Here is a 16820-nt window from a genome sequence, read left to right on the forward strand (position 1 = left end):
GTAGCAGTCGTACCGGATCGTGTGCCAGCGGCTGAAGATCCGTCCCCGGACATCCTCCAGCGCCTCCTGGACCCGCTGCTCGCTCACCTGGTGTCTCGCCACATCCATGATCGTCATGAGCATCATCCTGGCAGCCGCCACTGACACCGACAGGTCCCGGCCGTTCCGGGCCGACCTCAAACTTAGGGCAGTCTCTCAGGCGATGACGCTCTCAGGCGATCACGTTGGACAGTCCGAGCACGAGCACCGCGATGCCGGCGGACACGAGGCCCAGGCGGGTCGCCGTACGTACATTCCCGGCGCGGGCTGCCGCGCGGGACGGCCCCCGCTCGGCGGCGGCGCGCGCCAAGAAACCCATCGCGAGACCCAGCAGCAGCCCCCACACGAAGCCGCTCAATTGCGCCAGGCGCTCGGCCTGCGGAGGCGCGAGTGCGGTCAGCGGGTAGGCGGCCAGGATCCCCGCGCCGGTAATTGACCACGGGGCCTCCTGCAGCATCCACCGCCGGGCGTGCTCGCGCAGCGGCGGGTCCTCGGGTCCGGTGGAGACGAACACCATGCCCCCGATGGCGTGTCCGGCCGGAATGAGCAGGGAGACGATCAGCGTCGCGCCCAGCATGCCGCCCGACTTTCCGGGTGAGCCCGCGGCCGGGAAGAGATCCGCCGATACCCGGGCGAGCAGCGTCATCGCCACGCCCCACAGCCAGTAGCCGGCGAGCAGAGCCCAACCGGGTGCGAGACGGGCCCGCCGCAGGATCGCGACGGGGCTCTGCAGCAGGCCCGCGAGTGGCACGGCGATGAGGTACCAGGCGGGTATGAAACTCTCCATCGCTCGCCGTTCGCCTACGAGACGGGTGAACAGGGGGAGAGCTGCGGTGCGGGAATCATCGGCGGCGATGAACGCGGCGATCACCAGCCCCAGGGCGCCCGTGCCGGCGACGATGCCGGCTGCGATCCGCAGCCCCCGCACGCCCTTTCGCCGCCCTGCTAGGCGGGGTCCCCTGGCGGTGGCCGCCGCCTCGGTGGCAGTCCGGGCCGCCGTCCGAGTCCACGTTCCGTCCTTCTGCATACTGCTCCTCTCTTCCCGCGGGGCCGCCGCGAACAGCCCCGCGCAATGACCTCTTGATCGCCGACCACCCGGACGTGGCGAACTCGCCCCGGCAGCCGAGTGCAGGGCAAGCCGATGCCCGGCACCGGCTTGCCCAGTGCATGGAAATGGCTAAGGGGTGGCCCCGTCGTACTCGTTGTCCCACCGGTTCATCCGTACGCAGCCACAGGTGCCCGTTGCGATGATCAGGGCTGCCAGGGCGGCGAGGATCCCTGCGTAGGAGCCGGAGGGCATTTCGTCTGCCGGGCCGGCCGCGCCCTTGGGGTCGTACAGCACGGTCAGTGCATCGCCCGGCTCAACCAGGTCCGCATCGCAGCCGTCGCTCTCTCCCAGCAAGGGGAAGATCTCGTGGCCGTCGCGGGTGCGCAGGGTGCACTTGTCGCTCTTGCGGTCCTCGACCTTGGTCACCACGGCCTTGGTCCACTGACCGCGTTCCTGCAGGGCGTGCTCGTCGCCGGCCCCGTAGGTGAGGAACGCGAGTCCGACTGCGGCGATGACGGTGATGGTGAGTTCCCAGGCCACCTTCCGCTTCTTCCGAGGGACGCGCCGGAGCCAGAAGACCGGCACCAGGATGAGTGCCAGGGGGATCAGCAGTGCGGACAGGAGCATGCCCGTGCCGCGCAGCCAGACCGGCAGGGGCACCACCGGCCCGAGCCACGCCAGGGTCACGGAGATCGCAACCAACGCGACGTTGAACACAAGCCAGTGAACGGGGCGGGTACGGAGTCGGGGAGGCGTGTTCTTTGTCGGCTTGGCCGCTCGGTCGGTTCCTGCCGCGCGTCCTGCCGCGCGCCCGCGAATGTTCGTGTCCCCCGCCATGCTCTCCCTCTCCGTCTCTGTTCGCCCGTGGACGGATGAGCGTACGGGGTGGGAGTCCAGGCTGATCAGCGAGGGGTTCGAACGGACCGCTCTCGGCCTCGGACGAGGTTGCGCCCGAGGAAGGCCCAGCGTGTCGCGGTGCGCAGTCTCGGGCCTGCCCCAGCACCACGATGACAACTTGCAGGACCGGTGTTCGACTCGTCGGGCGTCGGGCGTCGGGCGTCGGGTCGAGGCGGACTTGTGCCGCACCTCGATTCCCGGGGATGCACTGGACCTCGATCCCCAGGGATGTACGGGAGCCCCCGCTACCCGACTGCACGGAAGCCAGGCCCATATCCTTCGAGCGTCCTGCCCTGGCGGGCATCCAGGGTGACGCTTCCGTACTCGCCGTCGGCGACCCATTCGACCTTTACCTTGAAGCGAACGTCCCGCTTCGCAGGGTCGACACTGAGGGTGAGCTGCTTTGGCCGGTCAGGGGAGATCGTGAAGGGGAAGTCCGTGCGGTCAGGCGCGGGCTTCCTGTCCCGGGGGACGACGGGGACCGGATGCTGCGCGAGGTTCACGTCGAATGCGGGGTCGTGCACGGTGTCGCCGCAGTCGGTCGGTGGCTCTTTCATACTGTGTGGCGGCGCCTTGCTGGACACGACGGTGACATCGATGCCCGTCACCAGGACCGTCTTGTCCGTCTTGGTTTCCAGGGTGATGGGAAGCACAGCAGGCACGCAGGGTCTGGGGGAGCGGGCGTAGGCCGTCAGCCCAGGCGGATTGGCCTGGGCCGCGAGCCACCCGCTCGCGCTCTGGAATGTGCCAGAGCGCGAAGGCTCCCGCCAGCGGCAGCACGACGAGCGTGGCCCAGTTGTTCCGGTCCCGCAGCGCTGCCCACCGGTGCCTCCGCGTCGCGTTCTGCGGCGTGGCTTCCGGCGCACCCGAGCCGGACTGCTGCGTTGGCCTGACGCTGACCAGCGCGCTGTCCGGTGCGGGAGGCGAGGCCGACGCAGTAGTGGGCGCCATCACGGTGGAGCTGCTGCACAACTTCACCCTGCTGCACGACGACATCATGGATGGCGACCGCATTCGGCGGTACCGCCCGGCGGCCTGGGTGGAGTTCGGGATTCCGACCGCGCTGCTGACTGGCGATGCGTTGCTCACTCCTCGGGCTCGCCAGAACCGGACCCCTGATGGCAGAGGCGATCCTCAGCCCGCTGTGTCCGCCCCCCGGTCACGTCTGTCCGGGGCATCGTCGAGGCCGGCTGGGCAGCCACCGGCGATGAGGCGCGCGCAGAGAGGTGACCGCATTGCCCGGGCCCTAGGCAGCAATGCCAGGATGCGGGGATGAACGCATCAGAGGTCCCGCCCGGCACTCGACTGCTCGTCGTGGAGGACGAGCCGGCCATCCTGGACGTCCTGGCCACCTCGCTGCAGTTCCTCGGGTATGAGGTGGCGCAGGCGTCGACCGGCCGGGCGGCCCTCGCGGCTGTCCGCGAGCATGCCCCGCACCTGGTGCTGCTCGACGTCATGCTGCCCGACATCGACGGGTTTGAGGTCGTACGCCGACTGCGCCAGGCCGGGTCGGCAACCCCGGTGATCTTCCTGACCGCGCGGGAGAGCGGGCAGGACATCGTGGGCGGCCTCGATCTGGGCGCTGATGACTACATCACCAAGCCTTTCAGGCTGGCCGAGGTCGCCGCCCGGGTCCGGGCCGTCCTGCGCCGGGGTGAGAGCAGCACCGAGTCCCGGCTCCTGGTCTGCGGTGACGTGGAGATGAACACCGAGACGTACGAGGTACGCCGGGCCGGCGTGCTGGTGGAACTCTCGCCCACCGAATACCGGCTCCTGCACCACCTGCTGCGGAACCGCAACCGCGTCCTGACCCACGAACAACTGCTGGAACACGTATGGGACTTCGGCGAGGGCGACCCTGGGGTGCTGAAGACCTACATCTCCTATCTGCGCCGCAAACTCGACGCGCCGGGCCCTGGCCTGATCGAGACCCGGCGCGGCGTCGGCTACATCCTCCGCGACCGGGGAACCCCGTGAAGCCGGCCGCAATCCCGCGCCGCTGGACGCGCCCCCGTTCGCTGCGCGGCCGACTCCTGCTGACCCTGCTCACCCTCGTCGCCGTGGCCCTGATCGCCTTGGACGCCGTCGTGTACGCGGCGCTGAGCCGCGATCTCATGCACCGCACCGACGTCACCCTGCGCGCGGTGCGCCAGCGCGTGGCGCAGCAACTGGAGCAGGCCGCGCCCGGCGGAAAGCTCGGCAACGACGTCCGGTTGCTGGGCGCCTCGGAGTTCTATCTCCAGCTGCGTCGCCCCGACGGCACCGTGCGGGACCTGGTGCCCCAGCTGCGGGACCCGGCCAACGCCGCGCCGCGCCTGCCGGACCCGCTGTCCCGCGCTCGCGGCGCCGAACCGGCCACGGTGGGTCCGTCGGCGCCGGGCGGCCCCGACTTCCGGCTGCTGGTGCAGCGGGTCCCCGGCCGCGGAACCTTGGTCGCGGCCGCCCCACTGGACCAGGTCCAGGGGACACTGCGGCAGGTGCTCATCGTCGAGGCCGTGGCGACCGGCGGTGTGCTGGCGCTGCTCGCGGGGGCGGGGCTGTGGGTCCTGCGCCGGGGCCTGGCCCCGCTGGAGTCGATGGCCAGGGACGCGGACGCCATCGCGTCCGGCGACCGCGCCGGACAGGTCGCACCGGCCGACGACGACACGGAAGTCGGACGGCTCGGGCTGGCCCTGAACACGATGCTCGCTGTCGAGCGCACCACCCAGGACCGGCTGCGCCGCTTCGTCGCGGACGCCTCGCACGAACTGCGCACCCCTGTCACGGCGGTACTCGGCTACGCGGATCTGCACCATCAAGGTGCTCTCGCCGCCCCCGAGCAACGCGAGAGGGTGATGCACGGCATCACCACCGAGGCGCTGCGCATGCAACGGCTCGTCGACGACCTGCTGTTGCTCGCTCGCCTGGACAGCGCCCCGGCCCGCGGGCGGACGTCCGTGGATCTGGCCGTGATCGTGCGCGACGCGGTGTCCGCCGCCCGCGTCATGGACCCGCACCGCCGCGTGACCGTGGCAGCCGAGGGCGCCGCGATGGTGCACGGTGATGCCGAGCAACTGCGGCGCGTGGTCGACAACCTGCTGGCCAACGTACGCAATCACACGCCGTGCGGGACAGCCGCGCAGGTGACGGTGAGCACCGCCGGTTCGCCCGCGTCGCACGTGCTGCTCACGGTCGCCGACCAGGGCCCGGGCATCCCGGACGAGGCGCTGCCGCGCGTCTTCGACCGCTTCTACCGTGGCGACCCGGCGCACAGTGGCGACGGCAGTGGCCTGGGGCTGGCCATCGTCGCGGCGGTGGCACACGCGCACGGCGGCAGTGTGGACCTTGCCAGCGCGGCGGGGGAGGGGACCTGCGTCGCCGTCCGGCTCCCGACGGCGCCCTGACGCCTTCGGAGAGGGGCGTGGTGGTGTCGTGGACGGTCGAGGGCCTTCGCCGGGGGTCGGTGTTGTGGTGCGGAAGGCGGTGCGCACCTGCGCGCGGCCGCCGTCGTCGGCCAGGCCGTCCCCGCGGGCCGGCTGCCCATACCGCAGAGCTTGCGGGCGCCGGGTTCCCACAGGTCTGTGCCGGGTGTGAGAACCGTGGGAACCGGTCCCCCCCCCCCACCACGAACAGGGAGCTCCGCGGATACGGAGCCCCCTGCAGGCCTGCCTCTCAGAACCGGATCAGCCGGTCTTCGCGGCGTCGGTGCACTCCTCTGAACCCTTGCACTCCTGTAGCTTCTTCAGCGTCGACGTGAGCTGCGTCCTGGTGTCCGAGGACAGCTGCGCGTACGTGTTGTGCAGCATGTCCGGGTCCTTGCTGCGGTCGTAGTACTCGTGGGAGCCGTCCTTGTACTGGACATACGTGTACTGGTCGGTGCGCAGCGCCTCGTAGGAGGGCGGATTGCCACTGCCCTTGCGGGGCCTGTCGGGATCCTGCGGTGAGGTGTTGGGCCCGTGATGCTCCACCAGCGCGGTCTGCGGCCAGTCCTTCGGGGTTTCCCCCTTCAGCAGGGGCACCAGGCTGCGGCCGTCGGACTGCGGGTCGGGCTTGCCGCCGCCCAGCTCGGTGAGGGTGGGGCAGATGTCGATGTTGGACGCGACGGCGTCGGTGGTGGTGCCGTGCTCGACCCCCGGCCCGGTGACGATCAGGGGCACGTTCACGTCCGTGTCGAAGGCGGTCTGCTTGCCCGGCATCAGACGGTACTGGCCCATGTGGAAGCCGTTGTCGGAGGCGAAGGCGAAGACGGTGTTGTCGTAGACGCCCTCCTTCTTCAGCTTCTCCTGGAGGTCACCGATCATGCGATCGACGGCCTGCACGGCGCGGACGCGTTTGCGGTACGTCTTGGTGATCTGCTTGATCTGTTGGGGCGTGAGGGACTTCTTGTCCTTGAGCCACTGCGGGGCGTCCGCGGGCGTCTTGTCGAAGGCGGGCGGCCTCGGCAGCTTCAGGTCCTTGAACTTGCCCTCGTCCTCCGGCGCCGGAGTGGCCGGGCCGTGCGGCGCGAACGTGGAGATGTCGAGCGCGAAAGGCTTCTTGTCCTGCACCGATTTCTCGATGAATTCCTGGCCCTTCCCGCTCACGACGTCGGTCAGGTAGTCCTTCGGGTCGTGCCCGTAGTCGACCGTCCTGCCGTTCTGGTTGAGGGTGTAGTCGTATTCCTTGTAGCCGGCGCCGGCCACGTCCCACTCGTTCCAGCCCGGAGGAACGTAGTTCTTCTTGCCGTTCACGGTCATGTCCGGCTCATAGCCGTTGAGGTACTTGCCCATCATCGCCGTGCGATAGCCCTGCTGCTGAAGAGCGGTGGCGAAGGTCTTGTCCTCGTTGCCCTTGTCGTGAAAGGTCTGGAAACCGCCGTCGGGCGGCGTGTTGGTGAAAACCCCCGTGTTGTGCGGGAACTTGCCCGTGAAGATGGACGAACGCGAAGGACAGCACAGCGAGTCCGTCACCGTATAGTTGGAGAAGGACAAGCCGTCCTTCTGCATGGCCTGCACGTGCGGCATGTAATTCACGAGGTCCGACGAGAGGTCGTCGGTCAGCACCCACACGATGTTGGGGCGCTGGGACGAAGAGGTGCTCTGCGCGCTCCCGCTCTGTGCGGCCGTGTTCGCCCCGCCGCCTTCGCTGTTGCACGCGACCAGGCCGGCCGTGAGGACGACCGTGCCCAGCCACAACAATACTTTTCTGCGAACGCCTGCGATGGTCAACGATTCTCCTCCTGGGCGGCGTGACAGAACGACTCCTGATACTCCGACCCTGCTGCACAAGGGTGAGAAAACCGTGTGAACAGCGCGTGCAAGGCGTGGGAACAGAGTCGAAGGGCAGTTCGCGCGCGCATGTCCCCACGAGGCCGGTGCATCGCGCCTGCCTTGACCGCCTGGACACCGGTCCCACCGGCCCCACCGGCTACGCAACAAACGTACGGACCGGCTTGCCGCATTACACGCTTTTCACCGGCCTCGCGTCGCTATCGAACCCGGTGGGCTGAACAGGTCGGGGGTGTCGGTGCGTCCCGACGTCTTCGAAAGAAAGGCCGGAAGTATGGCATAGAGGAGAGAGCACGCTGGCGTGGCGGAGAAGGCGCGCTGGCGTAGCGGAGAGAGCGTGCCGCTGCGCACCCCGGTCGTCGAGGGACCGCTCCGCAGCCAGGCGCCGGCGCAGCGCCGAGGCGGATGCGATACGCGCGGCCGTCCAGGTCTCCGCTGGGCGCAACGCTCTCCCGCGTTGCCGCGGGCTGCGTGCGGACGGGGTTCCTTTCGGGCCGGTACGCAGTAGGGCTGCCGCGTGCGGTGACCGTGGCCCGAGCCGGCCGGGGCAGCATGGTGCTGGGTGAGTGGTGGGGCGACTGCGCTACGTAGGCGGGACTCGGGCGAAGGGCTGTCAGCGGTCGGGCTGGGTGGAGGCGCGGGTGCGGAGGTCCAGTCTTGGTGGCGGACGGCGTGGGGTGTGATGCGCCCGGTGAGGACGTCGCACAGGAGCGTGGCGCAGAAATCATGCACGCCCCAGGCAGCGCGTTTCATCCCAACGAGCGACAGAAACTGAACCACCCGGGCGCGCGGCAGGCGAAGGGCGCCCACGCTCCCGAGTTCTCCGCCCGCCCTCCCGCAGCAAATGCGCACACCTCACCCGGCGGCCGAAGTCGTCCGTCGCAGGTCGCTGTGATCACGGTAGAGCCTGTGGGTGTCGGTGAAGCGGTCGCAGTCGTCCCCGATCTCGGCGAGGATCCGGGCGCCGAGCTGGACGGGGAGACCGGGGAAGCCACGGATGATCTCGGTGTCGGGATGCTGAGGGAAAGCTTCTTCCACTCCCTTTGCTGGATCGGCGGCGGCAGCGCAGGGCGGCCTCCAACTGTGCCAGGAGGGCAAGCATCTGCTTGCCGAGAGCGTCTTCGACCACCGGTGGCTGGTGCGCCCAGTCTGATCGGAAGACGCCCGTCACCAGCTCCCTCCCAGTCCGGCCTGGTCTGTCCACCGGGAGTGCGAAATGCTGGCTCCATCGTTGGTAGAGCTAGCTGGAGATGGGGATGTTCAAACAGTGGCGCTGGCGCTGGCGCTGGCGCGGTCGGTTGCAGACGATCAGTTTCTCGTTCTTCGGGCAGAGCGCCAGTTTCGGGTTCAGCCAGAGCGAACGCGACCGGGCAAGGTCGATCCTGCTTCGCCTGGAGGATCATCGAGTGCTTCATGCGCCTTATGACGTCGAGGAGGAGAACGGCTCCTGGGGCTCCATAGAAGCGCTGCGTGCCTACCTGAACGAGCAGATCGCGCAGTGCGAGTCCGAGGAACTGCGGCACCAACTGCGCGTGATGCGCGCCGCTGTGAGGCAGTGGCTGACCGATGTCGAGTCAGCACGCAAGTTCACCGAGGAAACGTATCCGGATGCCTCAGACAGGGACCGGGACCGGATCCAATGGACATGGGGACTCCAGGCGCTGGGTGTGCTGCGCGGCCGGGTCGGAGTTGCCATCGCTGAGATCGGCCAGCAGTTCGACATCCCGATCGATGGCGACCTCGCTCACGTCACGCCGCCTGATCTGGAGGAGTCCGAGCGGGGCGTCAGGCTGTCGCCGTTGTACTTCACAGAGGAGTAGGAGCCGGGCGTCCTCAGCCCGGTGCTCGGCCGCCTCGATATGGCCGGCCGACTGCGCCACGCCGACCGTACCATCCAGCTCGCCACTGCCCTCGCCTGCTATCTCGCCACGCAACTGACCTCGGTCGGCGCCCGGGCGTCCGTGGGCCGGCCGCGGAAGTGCTCTTCGCGACCACTGGCTTGGCCCGTTATGGACGCCTTGCCTGACGACCACGGGCTCGTCGGCCGCAGGCCAGTGGCTGTCCTGGAGGGCGTGGGCGTCGAAGGCATGTCGGCCGGCAGGGCAACGCTGAGGAGGTTGCGGCCGACGCTGAAGCCCAAACGGCCACGGTGCCCACATGGACAACCGTGCCCTCGGAGGCGATCACCGACCTGGCCATCGCCGTGACGGGCGTTTTTGCCCTGCATGCCCGCACACCGACCGGCGAACCGCTCCGGCCCTCCGCGCGAGGCAGCTGTCGTCAGCCGCGCCTGGCTCCGCTACCGCACCTCGTAACCGCCCACGCGCCGCTGGGGGATGCGTGGGCGCGGCGGCCTCATCCGCGATGCCGTGGACGCGATAGACGCTGTTGACCGGCCCGCATTCTCCAGCATGCCCGTCGCTCACCTGAAAGGGCGCACCCGTGACCCGCTCCGTCCCCCTCACATCGCCGTCCGCGCCCCGCGAAGCCGATAGTCCGGGGAGGCGCTGACCTCAGGGACACTGCTTCGTGGGATCCGGGGAGTCCGACTGCCGTGTCCGGCTTCGACCAGCGGGGCCCAGCAGGTCCTCGGCGGCGTCGCCGTCCCGGTCTCGGGCGCTCTCTCCCGCTCCAGGCGGGCGACGGCGTCGGAGCCGTCACTGGCCAGGTCGCTCACCCACATGGTGGGTTGACCTGCAGTTTCCCCCGTAGCCCCGCCAGTCTCACCTTGCGGCTCCTGCACCCACATGTGTGACTGAAGAGGGCTGACATCGGCCCTGCGGCATTGCCGGCAGGACGCGCGTTGTCGGGTCGGTATGCGGGTCAGTCTCGCCCCTGGCATCTCACCGGCCCTTTTTCGCTTCGGTCCACCGGCGGAGCGGATCATGACGCATGGGAGGCACCACGGGCAGTGTTCACCTGGCACACCCTGCTTCGGCCATTGCGGTGGTGCGGCACTGCCCTCACTGTCGACGGCAGCCGCAGTTCCGCCGCAGCCGGCTCCTCCCAGACCATGGTTGCCATCCGGTCGCCGGGACGGCGGGTACTTCGTATCTGCACCTAGGAGGAGAGCACCTAGGAGGAGATGAGCATGTTGACCACTCGTCCCTCCAGCAGACAGCGGCACGGGCCGTGGAGCGGCTCGGTCAGCTGGGGCGGTTCTTCGGCACCGACCGGCTGAGAGGAGGAGACGGCGCGCTGTGCCTTGAGGTCGGGCAACGGGCCAACTGCGTTGTCTTCGCGCAGGCCCGTTTCGGCGCGAGAGAGCACTTCCTCCACTTCAAGGGTACGAGGAGCCTGCCGGGCCGGAGCGCCGACATCAGCGGAGTGAACGTGGTCGCCGGGACGTGCCTTTTCAGTAACCGGGTGCTGCACTGCCGCGATGATCATGGCGAGCCCATCGATCTCCTGAACTTCGCTCCGGTCCACCGGCGTGTGTCGAAGATCGAAGCGGAGCCGGCACTGTCTCTGTACGAATACGAGTCCGTGTTGCGGCTGACCGGACTTATCGCCGACGTAGCGGCCATGCTTCCCCGCGTCCTGCCGGTGACCGTCACCATCGACATGCCGCGCGTCCAGTACTACCTGTACCTTCTGGACGTCTTCCGGCGTGGCCTGGCCGACATCGAGCAGATGCTGCAATGGTTCCGCATCGTCGACACCCGACACGCCCTCACGACAAGCTTCTTCCGGCAGCACTTGCGCGCAGCGCTCACAGGCGCCTGCCGCCAGGACGCCGTCGTACGGGAATCGGATGCTCTCGGGGCCGTGGCCCCGCTCGTGCGGAACGCCGTACGCGGCAACACCATCCCCGCACCCGAGGCACTCGCCGCGGCCCTCTTGGCCAGCGGTGATCCCGTGTGGAAGCTGGTGTTGGAACTCGCTCCTCCGGCAGATCTGCTGTCCTTCGCGCACGCCAGCTACATGGTCGAGGAACTGCGTGCCACCGCCGTCCACAGGGACAGCCGGCCGCCGCTCGCCATCGCGGTGGAGAACTACCCGGAGTGGCGGACCATCGAACAGAGTCGGCGGCTGCTCAAGCAGTTCGCGGGAACGAGCAGACAAATACCCACCGCGCATCTCATCGGTCTGTATCCCTTGGAACGGATACTCAATGTTGACCCGGCCGGGCACTGGAAGCGGTACTGGCCCCCGCCGTCTGCACGGACTGGGCTCTCTCCCGTTTCGCCTGTCGAGGGGCATGTTCAGTGATCGCTGGTACGGCGCTGGCGGTCGTGCGCTTCAGCGCCATGGCAACCGCCGTCGTTGTGCAGACGCAGTGGCCATGCGGCCACGGCACGGTCGACCTCGGTGGGGGAGGAGGCGATGAGGATGCGATGCCGTACAGCGCGCCGTGGGTGAGGAGTCATAACGTTGGATGTCGGGTGCCGGTCCTTGGATGGGCGGCGAAGTCTGAACGCGATGCGTTCCGGCCTCGCGGTGGGATGTGTGATGGGCCCTGGCGTCTGGAAGTACGCCAGGGTCGACCGGTCGAGGTCAGTCCTGCGCCAGGTCGCCGAAGCGGGCTGCCGAGTTCCAGTTGCCGCTTCCCCAGTTGTGGGCTGCGTAGGCGGGTGCGTTGGTGTACTTGCTGATGTTGACGAGGTCGTCGTCGTGGCCGTGAGCACTGGCAGTTCCGGCGGTGCCCAGGATTGCCAGGGCGGTCAGGGCGGCAGCTGCGAGGGTGCGGATACGCATGGGCTTCTTCTCCCGTCAGCAGGGACGCTCATCGTCTGAGCCTTGTCCTCTGCACGTGCCCATTCGACGCAAATAGCCGACAACCACCCCTCGAACGAGGGACAACTCTCATGAGGCCCGGTGGGCCCGTCTCGAACCGGCGACGGGCGCTAGGGACTGTGCCGATCGGGTTGTTCGCCGTGGTGGAAGGCGGTGAGGCGTTTGAGGCCTTCGGCGAGGTGGTGGTCTTCGACGGCGAGGCTGATGCGGCCCCATCCGGTGGTCGTCCGGCCGAAGGCGGAGCCGGGGGCAACCGCCACGTGGTGGTCCAGGAGCCGCTCCAGCCAGGCGTCGCGGCTCTGTCGTGCGACGGGGGTGTGCGGGGCGGGGCCGGCGAGTTGAGCGAAGACGTAGAAGGCGCCCTGAGGGGGGACATGAGGGATCGATTCATGGGTCAGCAGCGCGCAGGCGGCGTCTCGCCGTCGGGCGTAGGTTCTCTGGCGGTCGGCAACGAGGCTTTGGGGCCCTTGGAGGGCAGCGAGGGCGGCGACCTGCGCGGGCGTGTTGACGCAGGAGACGTACGCTCCGTGCACCTCGAGGCAGACCTTGGCGATCTGGCGGGGCGCGAGGAGGTAGCCGACGCGCAGGCCGGTCATCGAGTATGTCTTGGAGAGGCTGAAGAGACTGATGACGTGTGAATCGTCGAGCTGGGCGGGGCTGGTGTGCACGCCGTCGTGGACGAAGGCTTCGTAGCATTCGTCGGAGATGAGCCACAGGTTGTGACGGTGGGCCAGTTCGATCATGGCGTTCTGTACGGCGGGGTGTGCCACGTTGCCCGTGGGGTTGGCGGGCGAGTTGAGGATGATCGCCCGGGTTGCCGGGGTGATGCGGCCGGCGACCTCGTCCGGGGACACGGCAAATCCGTCTTCCGGCCGTAGCGGGTAACTGGTGGGGCGGGCGCCGACCATGCGGACGGTCATGGCGTAGTTGGGCCAGCCGGGATCGGGAACGAGGACCTCATCCCCCGGGGACAGGATGGCTGCGAGGGCCAGGTGCAGGCCTTGCGTGGCTCCGGCGGTGACGATGACCTGCTCCGCACCGGCCGGGATGTGGTTGACCGCCCGCAGCTTGACGGTGATCCCCTCCACCAGCTCCGGCAGGCCGCGGTTGGGCGCGTACCCGGTACGGCCTTCGTCGATGGCCCGGTGGAAGGCCTGGAGGACATGGTCGGGCGGAGGACCTTCAGGGGAGCCGGTGTGCAGGCCGATGACGGGCCGTGCCGACTGCCAGATCCGGTCCATCATCACATTGATGCCGGACCGCCCCACTTCCTGGGCATGTGCCGCGGGTGACGGCATGATGGGCTCCTTTCCTCTCCGCCGGCCGCCTTCGCTGCCGCCGGCCGTCAGCAACGCTTCCCCGCCTGCGCCACGCCGGTCAGCAGCCGGGCCAGATCCGGTGCGGTCGCGGCAACGTGGTCCGCGCCCGCCGCCTGCAGCTCACCGACCGATGTCACTCCCCAGGCGCATCCGATGGTGACGGCGCCCGCGGACCGGCCCGCTGTGATGTCGAAGGGGGAATCTCCGATCACCACAGCCTCCTGCGGCCGTACGCCGAAGCGCCGGAGCAGGTACCGCACGCCATCGGGAGCGGGCTTGCCGGGGAGGGGGTCGCTGCCGGCCACCAGGGCGTCAAAGACGCATCTACCTTCGAGGCGGCGCAGGATCTCCTCACTGCGCGGCCGGTCCTTGCCGGTGAACACCGCCAGGGTGTTCCCCCGCGTCTTCAACTGCGCGCAGGTGCTCAGCACGTCGGCGTGGTGGTGTCATCGATCCGTGCAGCTGCCTCCGATGCGAAGACCGGCGCCATCTGCTGGGGGAGCCCCAGGCGCGTGAGGATGTCCGGGAACGGTGCACCCAACAACTGGAAGAACTCTGCCAACGGGGGCTCGCCGGCCCCCACCACCGCGCGGTAGGCCGCGGTGAAAGCGCTCGACATCACGGCAGTGGAGTCGATCAGCGTTCCATCGAGATCAAAGACGAACAAATGGCGCTTACCGCCGCTCGGGCTGCTCGGCATGGGGCTCCGTCCTCACCAACGGCGTGGCCCGTCGGCGTCGATTCCTGCCCAACGACCACCATCCACGCGAGAAACGGTCCACCCCGGAGCGCGCCGTCTCTGCGGGCGACACAGCTCCCCACCTCGACGGCCAAGGCGCCGCGCTCCCATCACCCCCACCCACCCCTTCCCGCCCCCCGGAGACGCCCCATTCCGGCTGCCCTCCTTCAACTGGTGGTGGGACACCCTCAACGCATGACGCCCAGCTGGCGTCGGCCGGGCCTGGGCACCCATGGCAGGGGCGTACGTTCAGCGCGTTTCCATAGTGGTTCAGCGTGTTGACGCCGCGTTGGTGACTGTCAGCTGGGTGTGTGGGGCGCGGTGGCGTGGCCGCTGCGAGCACGCGCTGCCGTGCAGTGGGATTGTCCGCGTGGGCCGGGGATGATCAGAGTCCCCTTGAGGATGGCGAAGAACCGCTCCAGGCCCGGCACCACTGTGTGCACGATGCTCAGCCCGGCGGCGGGCTCCCCGGTCGGGTGGAAGGGATTCATGCGGCGTCGGTAGGCGCGGTAGCCGTGGGCCTCCAGGCGTGCGAGGAGGTGAGGCAGGTCCTCCTCGGGGCGGGCCGGGGGAGGCTGGTCACAGAAGGGCGTCTTGTGCGCGGTGCGTAGTGCGGCGGTGAGGTCGAAGCGTGCGCACCGATACAGCACCGGGTAGGGCGTGAGGGAGGTGCGCGGGGCCGGCTCGGGCGGGGTGTTGCGCCGGACGAGGGCGGATTCCAGGAGTTCGGTGATGGCGCCGGAGACCGCCTGGCGCGGGGTGAGGGCGGCGGCTTGTCCGCGCAGATACGGGCGGGTGCCCTGCGGGCAGCAGTAGGCGAGGACGGTGGGGATGCCCAGGTCGCTGGTGGCGTCCAGGAGGTGGATTCGGGCACCGGTCTCCGCCTCGGCGTGGGCGTGCAGCCGTGCGAGGTGGTGGGGCAGTGTGTCCGGGTCCACGACGGTCGCCTCCTGGCCGCAGGCCAGGAGGCGGAGGGTGAGCAGGGAGCAGGCGTCGCGTTCGACGGTCTCCAGCAGAGCGTGCACGGTGGCCAGGTCATCGGTGGGTGCGAGGCCGTATCCGGAGCTGACGGAGTACCGCGACAGTGCGCGGTAGTCCGCGCGGTCGCCGAGCCCATTGCGGTGGGCTGCTCCGTCCGGCTCGGCGTACCAGGGGGCGCCCAGGTAGAGCGGGATACTGACCTTCTCCTGGCCGCGGTGGAGCGACTGGTAGGTGCAGCAGGCGAGCTCACTGGCGTCCAGCCGCTTCAGCAGCGGTTGGCTCGCTTCGCCGGTCATCACCCCTGCCGCCAGCTGCCCGGCACGGACGAAATGGATCGGAGTGCTCGCCAGACCGGGCGGGCCTGTCCAGAAGCGCTCCAATGCCTCGCTCAGGGCCCGAAGCCGGGCTTGCGCGGGATCAGCCGCCTTGCCGACGCCGACAGTGCCGTGCAAAGGCCAGCGACCGTCGCCGCCCGCCAGCTCGCAGGTCCACACCGATACCAGGCCGGGCACCTCCGCCTGCTGCCGCCAACGGGGACGCATCCCCAGCCTGCGCGCCGCCCGCTCCAGCCCTCGCATCGCCTCCGCGGCCCCGGCCGGGCCCGGCCGGAAGGACCGGGCTGCAGCGGCGGGCCGGGGCAGGCCGCTGCCGTCGCCCTTCCCCACCGGGCCCACGCGGCTACTCAGCCTCAGGGCCGGGCGCGACGCTCGCCAACTCGTCGACCACCGCAGCCTCCTCCGCCGCCAGCTCGACATCGTCCGACTGCCGTGCAACAGCCATGTCTCCACCGGATGCACCCATGACACATACCTCCTGACATCGGGGTCGTGAACACTCCTCACCATGCGGTCCCACCATCCGACCCGCAATTGGATCTTGGACAGCACGGCACCCGCGCGTCCGGCGTCCCCGTACCCCCGCCCGCGCATGATGGTGACCAGGGTGTCCAGCACCCGTCACACGGCCACGCCAGCAGAGGCCATGACGGCCCGAGGGGCCCAGCCCCCGCAGCTCACTGAGTGTGTCGTCCTGCCTGACCCCGTTCTGTTGGGATTTGGCCAGTGCGCTGATCTGGGCCTGAGGGGGCCGGTGAGTCGACTGACCAGGGTGCGGCGCAGGGGACTGCTTCGCTCCGGCATCTCCTGCCTCATCAGGATGCAGCGCGTCACCTGATGGCTATGCGGCAGATGAAATGAGGCCGGCCCCGTCGCGCTCCTTCTGCTCCTGATTCGTCGCAGAGTATGCCTGGTCGCTCCTAGTGACCCGTCTGGGGCGCGCTAAGCCGGAAACATGAGCACGCGTCTCCGCTATCTGAGCGATCCGCCCGACGCCCTCTGACAAGGGAACGCTCGGCGCACATGTCACGGCCCGCCACGCCCAGGGCGCAGGCGGGCCGTGGCATGTATGCCTGGCGGACCACCTCGTCCCGGGTGTGGGGGAGGCGGTCGCACGCTCGCTGCATGGGCAGCGGTTGCGTTAGTCCTGGCGGTTGGTCACCTCGATGAGGTGAAACCCGAACTGGGTCTTGACCGGTCCCTGGACTGCGTTGAGGGGGGCGGAGAAGACGACGGTGTCGAATTCGGGGACCATCTGTCCCGGGCCGAACGAACCGAGGTCGCCGCCCTGGCGGCCGGAGGGGCAGGTCGAGTTCGCCTTGGCGACCTCGGCGAACTCCGCTCCGGCTTCCAGCTGTGCCTTCAGCTCGTTCGCCTTGTCTTCAGAGGCCACGAGAATGTGACGTGCAGAAGCCCTAGCCATGAGTTGCATCCTTTCGAGTACGCGTATGCCGACCTCAACTGGTGCGCGAGGTCGTT

Annotated in this window: 16 protein-coding genes; 5 read left to right on the plus strand and 11 right to left on the minus strand. The window is 69.0% G+C overall.

The annotated features are described in order from the left end of the window. Positions 1-211: 211 nt before the first annotated feature. The 3 genes from ACZ6WH_RS05085 to ACZ6WH_RS05095 all read right to left on the minus strand — a co-directional run bounded on the left by ACZ6WH_RS05085 (position 212) and on the right by ACZ6WH_RS05095 (position 2637). The gene (locus ACZ6WH_RS05085; RefSeq protein WP_469726073.1) at positions 212-967 is read right to left on the minus strand and encodes a hypothetical protein; all 756 of its coding nucleotides are present in this window, start codon (positions 965-967) and stop codon (positions 212-214) included. A 249-nt stretch (positions 968-1216) separates the two neighbouring features. Further along, positions 1217-1789, minus strand: a complete 573-nt coding sequence (locus ACZ6WH_RS05090; protein WP_469726075.1) for a hypothetical protein — start codon at positions 1787-1789, stop codon at positions 1217-1219. Between the two features lie 440 nt (positions 1790-2229). Beyond that, positions 2230-2637 carry a hypothetical protein gene (locus ACZ6WH_RS05095; RefSeq protein WP_469726077.1) on the minus strand — a complete coding sequence of 136 codons (408 nt, stop codon included), beginning with the start codon at positions 2635-2637 and terminating at the stop codon, positions 2230-2232. Between the two features lie 89 nt (positions 2638-2726). On the opposite strand from ACZ6WH_RS05095, the gene ACZ6WH_RS05100 reads away from it, so the two are divergent. From ACZ6WH_RS05100 to ACZ6WH_RS05110, 3 genes are read left to right on the plus strand one after another with little or no spacing between them, the layout of a single operon-like run. Then, a complete protein-coding gene (locus ACZ6WH_RS05100) occupies positions 2727-3260 on the plus strand; it encodes a polyprenyl synthetase family protein (protein ID WP_469726078.1) in 534 nt (177 codons plus the stop codon). Further along, on the plus strand, positions 3257-3961 hold the full coding sequence (locus ACZ6WH_RS05105; protein ID WP_469726080.1) for a response regulator transcription factor: 705 nt from the start codon (positions 3257-3259) through the stop codon (positions 3959-3961). The genes ACZ6WH_RS05100 and ACZ6WH_RS05105 overlap by 4 nt, the downstream gene beginning before the upstream one ends. Then, on the plus strand, positions 3958-5367 hold the full coding sequence (locus tag ACZ6WH_RS05110) for a sensor histidine kinase (RefSeq protein ID WP_469726081.1): 1410 nt from the start codon (positions 3958-3960) through the stop codon (positions 5365-5367). The genes ACZ6WH_RS05105 and ACZ6WH_RS05110 overlap by 4 nt, the downstream gene beginning before the upstream one ends. Positions 5368-5646: 279 nt before the next feature. On the opposite strand, the gene ACZ6WH_RS05115 is transcribed toward ACZ6WH_RS05110, so the two are convergent. Then, positions 5647-7170, minus strand: coding sequence for a sulfatase-like hydrolase/transferase (locus ACZ6WH_RS05115; protein WP_469726082.1), 1524 nt, complete (start codon positions 7168-7170; stop codon positions 5647-5649). 915 nt (positions 7171-8085) lie between these two features. Beyond that, a complete protein-coding gene (locus ACZ6WH_RS05120) occupies positions 8086-8268 on the minus strand; it encodes a hypothetical protein (RefSeq protein WP_469726083.1) in 183 nt (60 codons plus the stop codon). 218 nt (positions 8269-8486) lie between these two features. Here ACZ6WH_RS05120 and ACZ6WH_RS05125 point away from each other — a divergent pair, with 218 nt between their 5' ends. Next, the gene (locus ACZ6WH_RS05125) at positions 8487-9050 is read left to right on the plus strand and encodes a hypothetical protein (protein ID WP_469726084.1); all 564 of its coding nucleotides are present in this window, start codon (positions 8487-8489) and stop codon (positions 9048-9050) included. 1312 nt (positions 9051-10362) lie between these two features. After that, positions 10363-11442: a hypothetical protein gene (locus ACZ6WH_RS05130; RefSeq protein WP_469726085.1), complete on the plus strand. Its 1080-nt coding sequence runs from the start codon at positions 10363-10365 to the stop codon at positions 11440-11442. A gap of 285 nt (positions 11443-11727) precedes the next feature. Here the strand turns inward: ACZ6WH_RS05130 and ACZ6WH_RS05135 are convergent, their stop codons facing one another. The 6 genes from ACZ6WH_RS05135 to ACZ6WH_RS05160 all read right to left on the minus strand — a co-directional run bounded on the left by ACZ6WH_RS05135 (position 11728) and on the right by ACZ6WH_RS05160 (position 16773). After that, a complete protein-coding gene (locus ACZ6WH_RS05135; protein WP_469726086.1) occupies positions 11728-11928 on the minus strand; it encodes a hypothetical protein in 201 nt (66 codons plus the stop codon). 149 nt (positions 11929-12077) lie between these two features. Further along, positions 12078-13265, minus strand: a complete 1188-nt coding sequence (locus ACZ6WH_RS05140; protein WP_469726088.1) for a pyridoxal phosphate-dependent aminotransferase — start codon at positions 13263-13265, stop codon at positions 12078-12080. A gap of 47 nt (positions 13266-13312) precedes the next feature. Then, the gene (locus ACZ6WH_RS05145) at positions 13313-13717 is read right to left on the minus strand and encodes an HAD family hydrolase (protein WP_469726089.1); all 405 of its coding nucleotides are present in this window, start codon (positions 13715-13717) and stop codon (positions 13313-13315) included. Then, a complete protein-coding gene (locus tag ACZ6WH_RS05150) occupies positions 13711-13986 on the minus strand; it encodes an HAD family hydrolase (protein ID WP_469726091.1) in 276 nt (91 codons plus the stop codon). The genes ACZ6WH_RS05145 and ACZ6WH_RS05150 overlap by 7 nt, the downstream gene beginning before the upstream one ends. Positions 13987-14324: 338 nt before the next feature. Next, the gene (locus tag ACZ6WH_RS05155; RefSeq protein WP_469726092.1) at positions 14325-15680 is read right to left on the minus strand and encodes a YcaO-like family protein; all 1356 of its coding nucleotides are present in this window, start codon (positions 15678-15680) and stop codon (positions 14325-14327) included. Positions 15681-16482: 802 nt separating this feature from the next. After that, the gene (locus tag ACZ6WH_RS05160; protein ID WP_469726094.1) at positions 16483-16773 is read right to left on the minus strand and encodes a peptidylprolyl isomerase; all 291 of its coding nucleotides are present in this window, start codon (positions 16771-16773) and stop codon (positions 16483-16485) included. Positions 16774-16820: the final 47 nt, after the last annotated feature.

Source organism: Streptomyces sp. NPDC050806 (assembly GCF_055586425.1).

Bases quoted from the DNA above. Each gene is read 5' to 3' on its own strand.
- ACZ6WH_RS05100 (WP_469726078.1), top strand. From the start codon at position 2,727: ATGTGCCAGAGCGCGAAGGCTCCCGCCAGCGGCAGCACGACGAGCGTG.
- ACZ6WH_RS05105 (WP_469726080.1), top strand. From the start codon at position 3,257: ATGAACGCATCAGAGGTCCCGCCCGGCACTCGACTGCTCGTCGTGGAG.
- ACZ6WH_RS05125 (WP_469726084.1), top strand. From the start codon at position 8,487: ATGTTCAAACAGTGGCGCTGGCGCTGGCGCTGGCGCGGTCGGTTGCAG.
- ACZ6WH_RS05135 (WP_469726086.1), bottom strand. From the start codon at position 11,928: ATGCGTATCCGCACCCTCGCAGCTGCCGCCCTGACCGCCCTGGCAATC.
- ACZ6WH_RS05140 (WP_469726088.1), bottom strand. From the start codon at position 13,265: ATGCCGTCACCCGCGGCACATGCCCAGGAAGTGGGGCGGTCCGGCATC.
- ACZ6WH_RS05150 (WP_469726091.1), bottom strand. From the start codon at position 13,986: ATGCCGAGCAGCCCGAGCGGCGGTAAGCGCCATTTGTTCGTCTTTGAT.
- ACZ6WH_RS05160 (WP_469726094.1), bottom strand. From the start codon at position 16,773: ATGCAACTCATGGCTAGGGCTTCTGCACGTCACATTCTCGTGGCCTCT.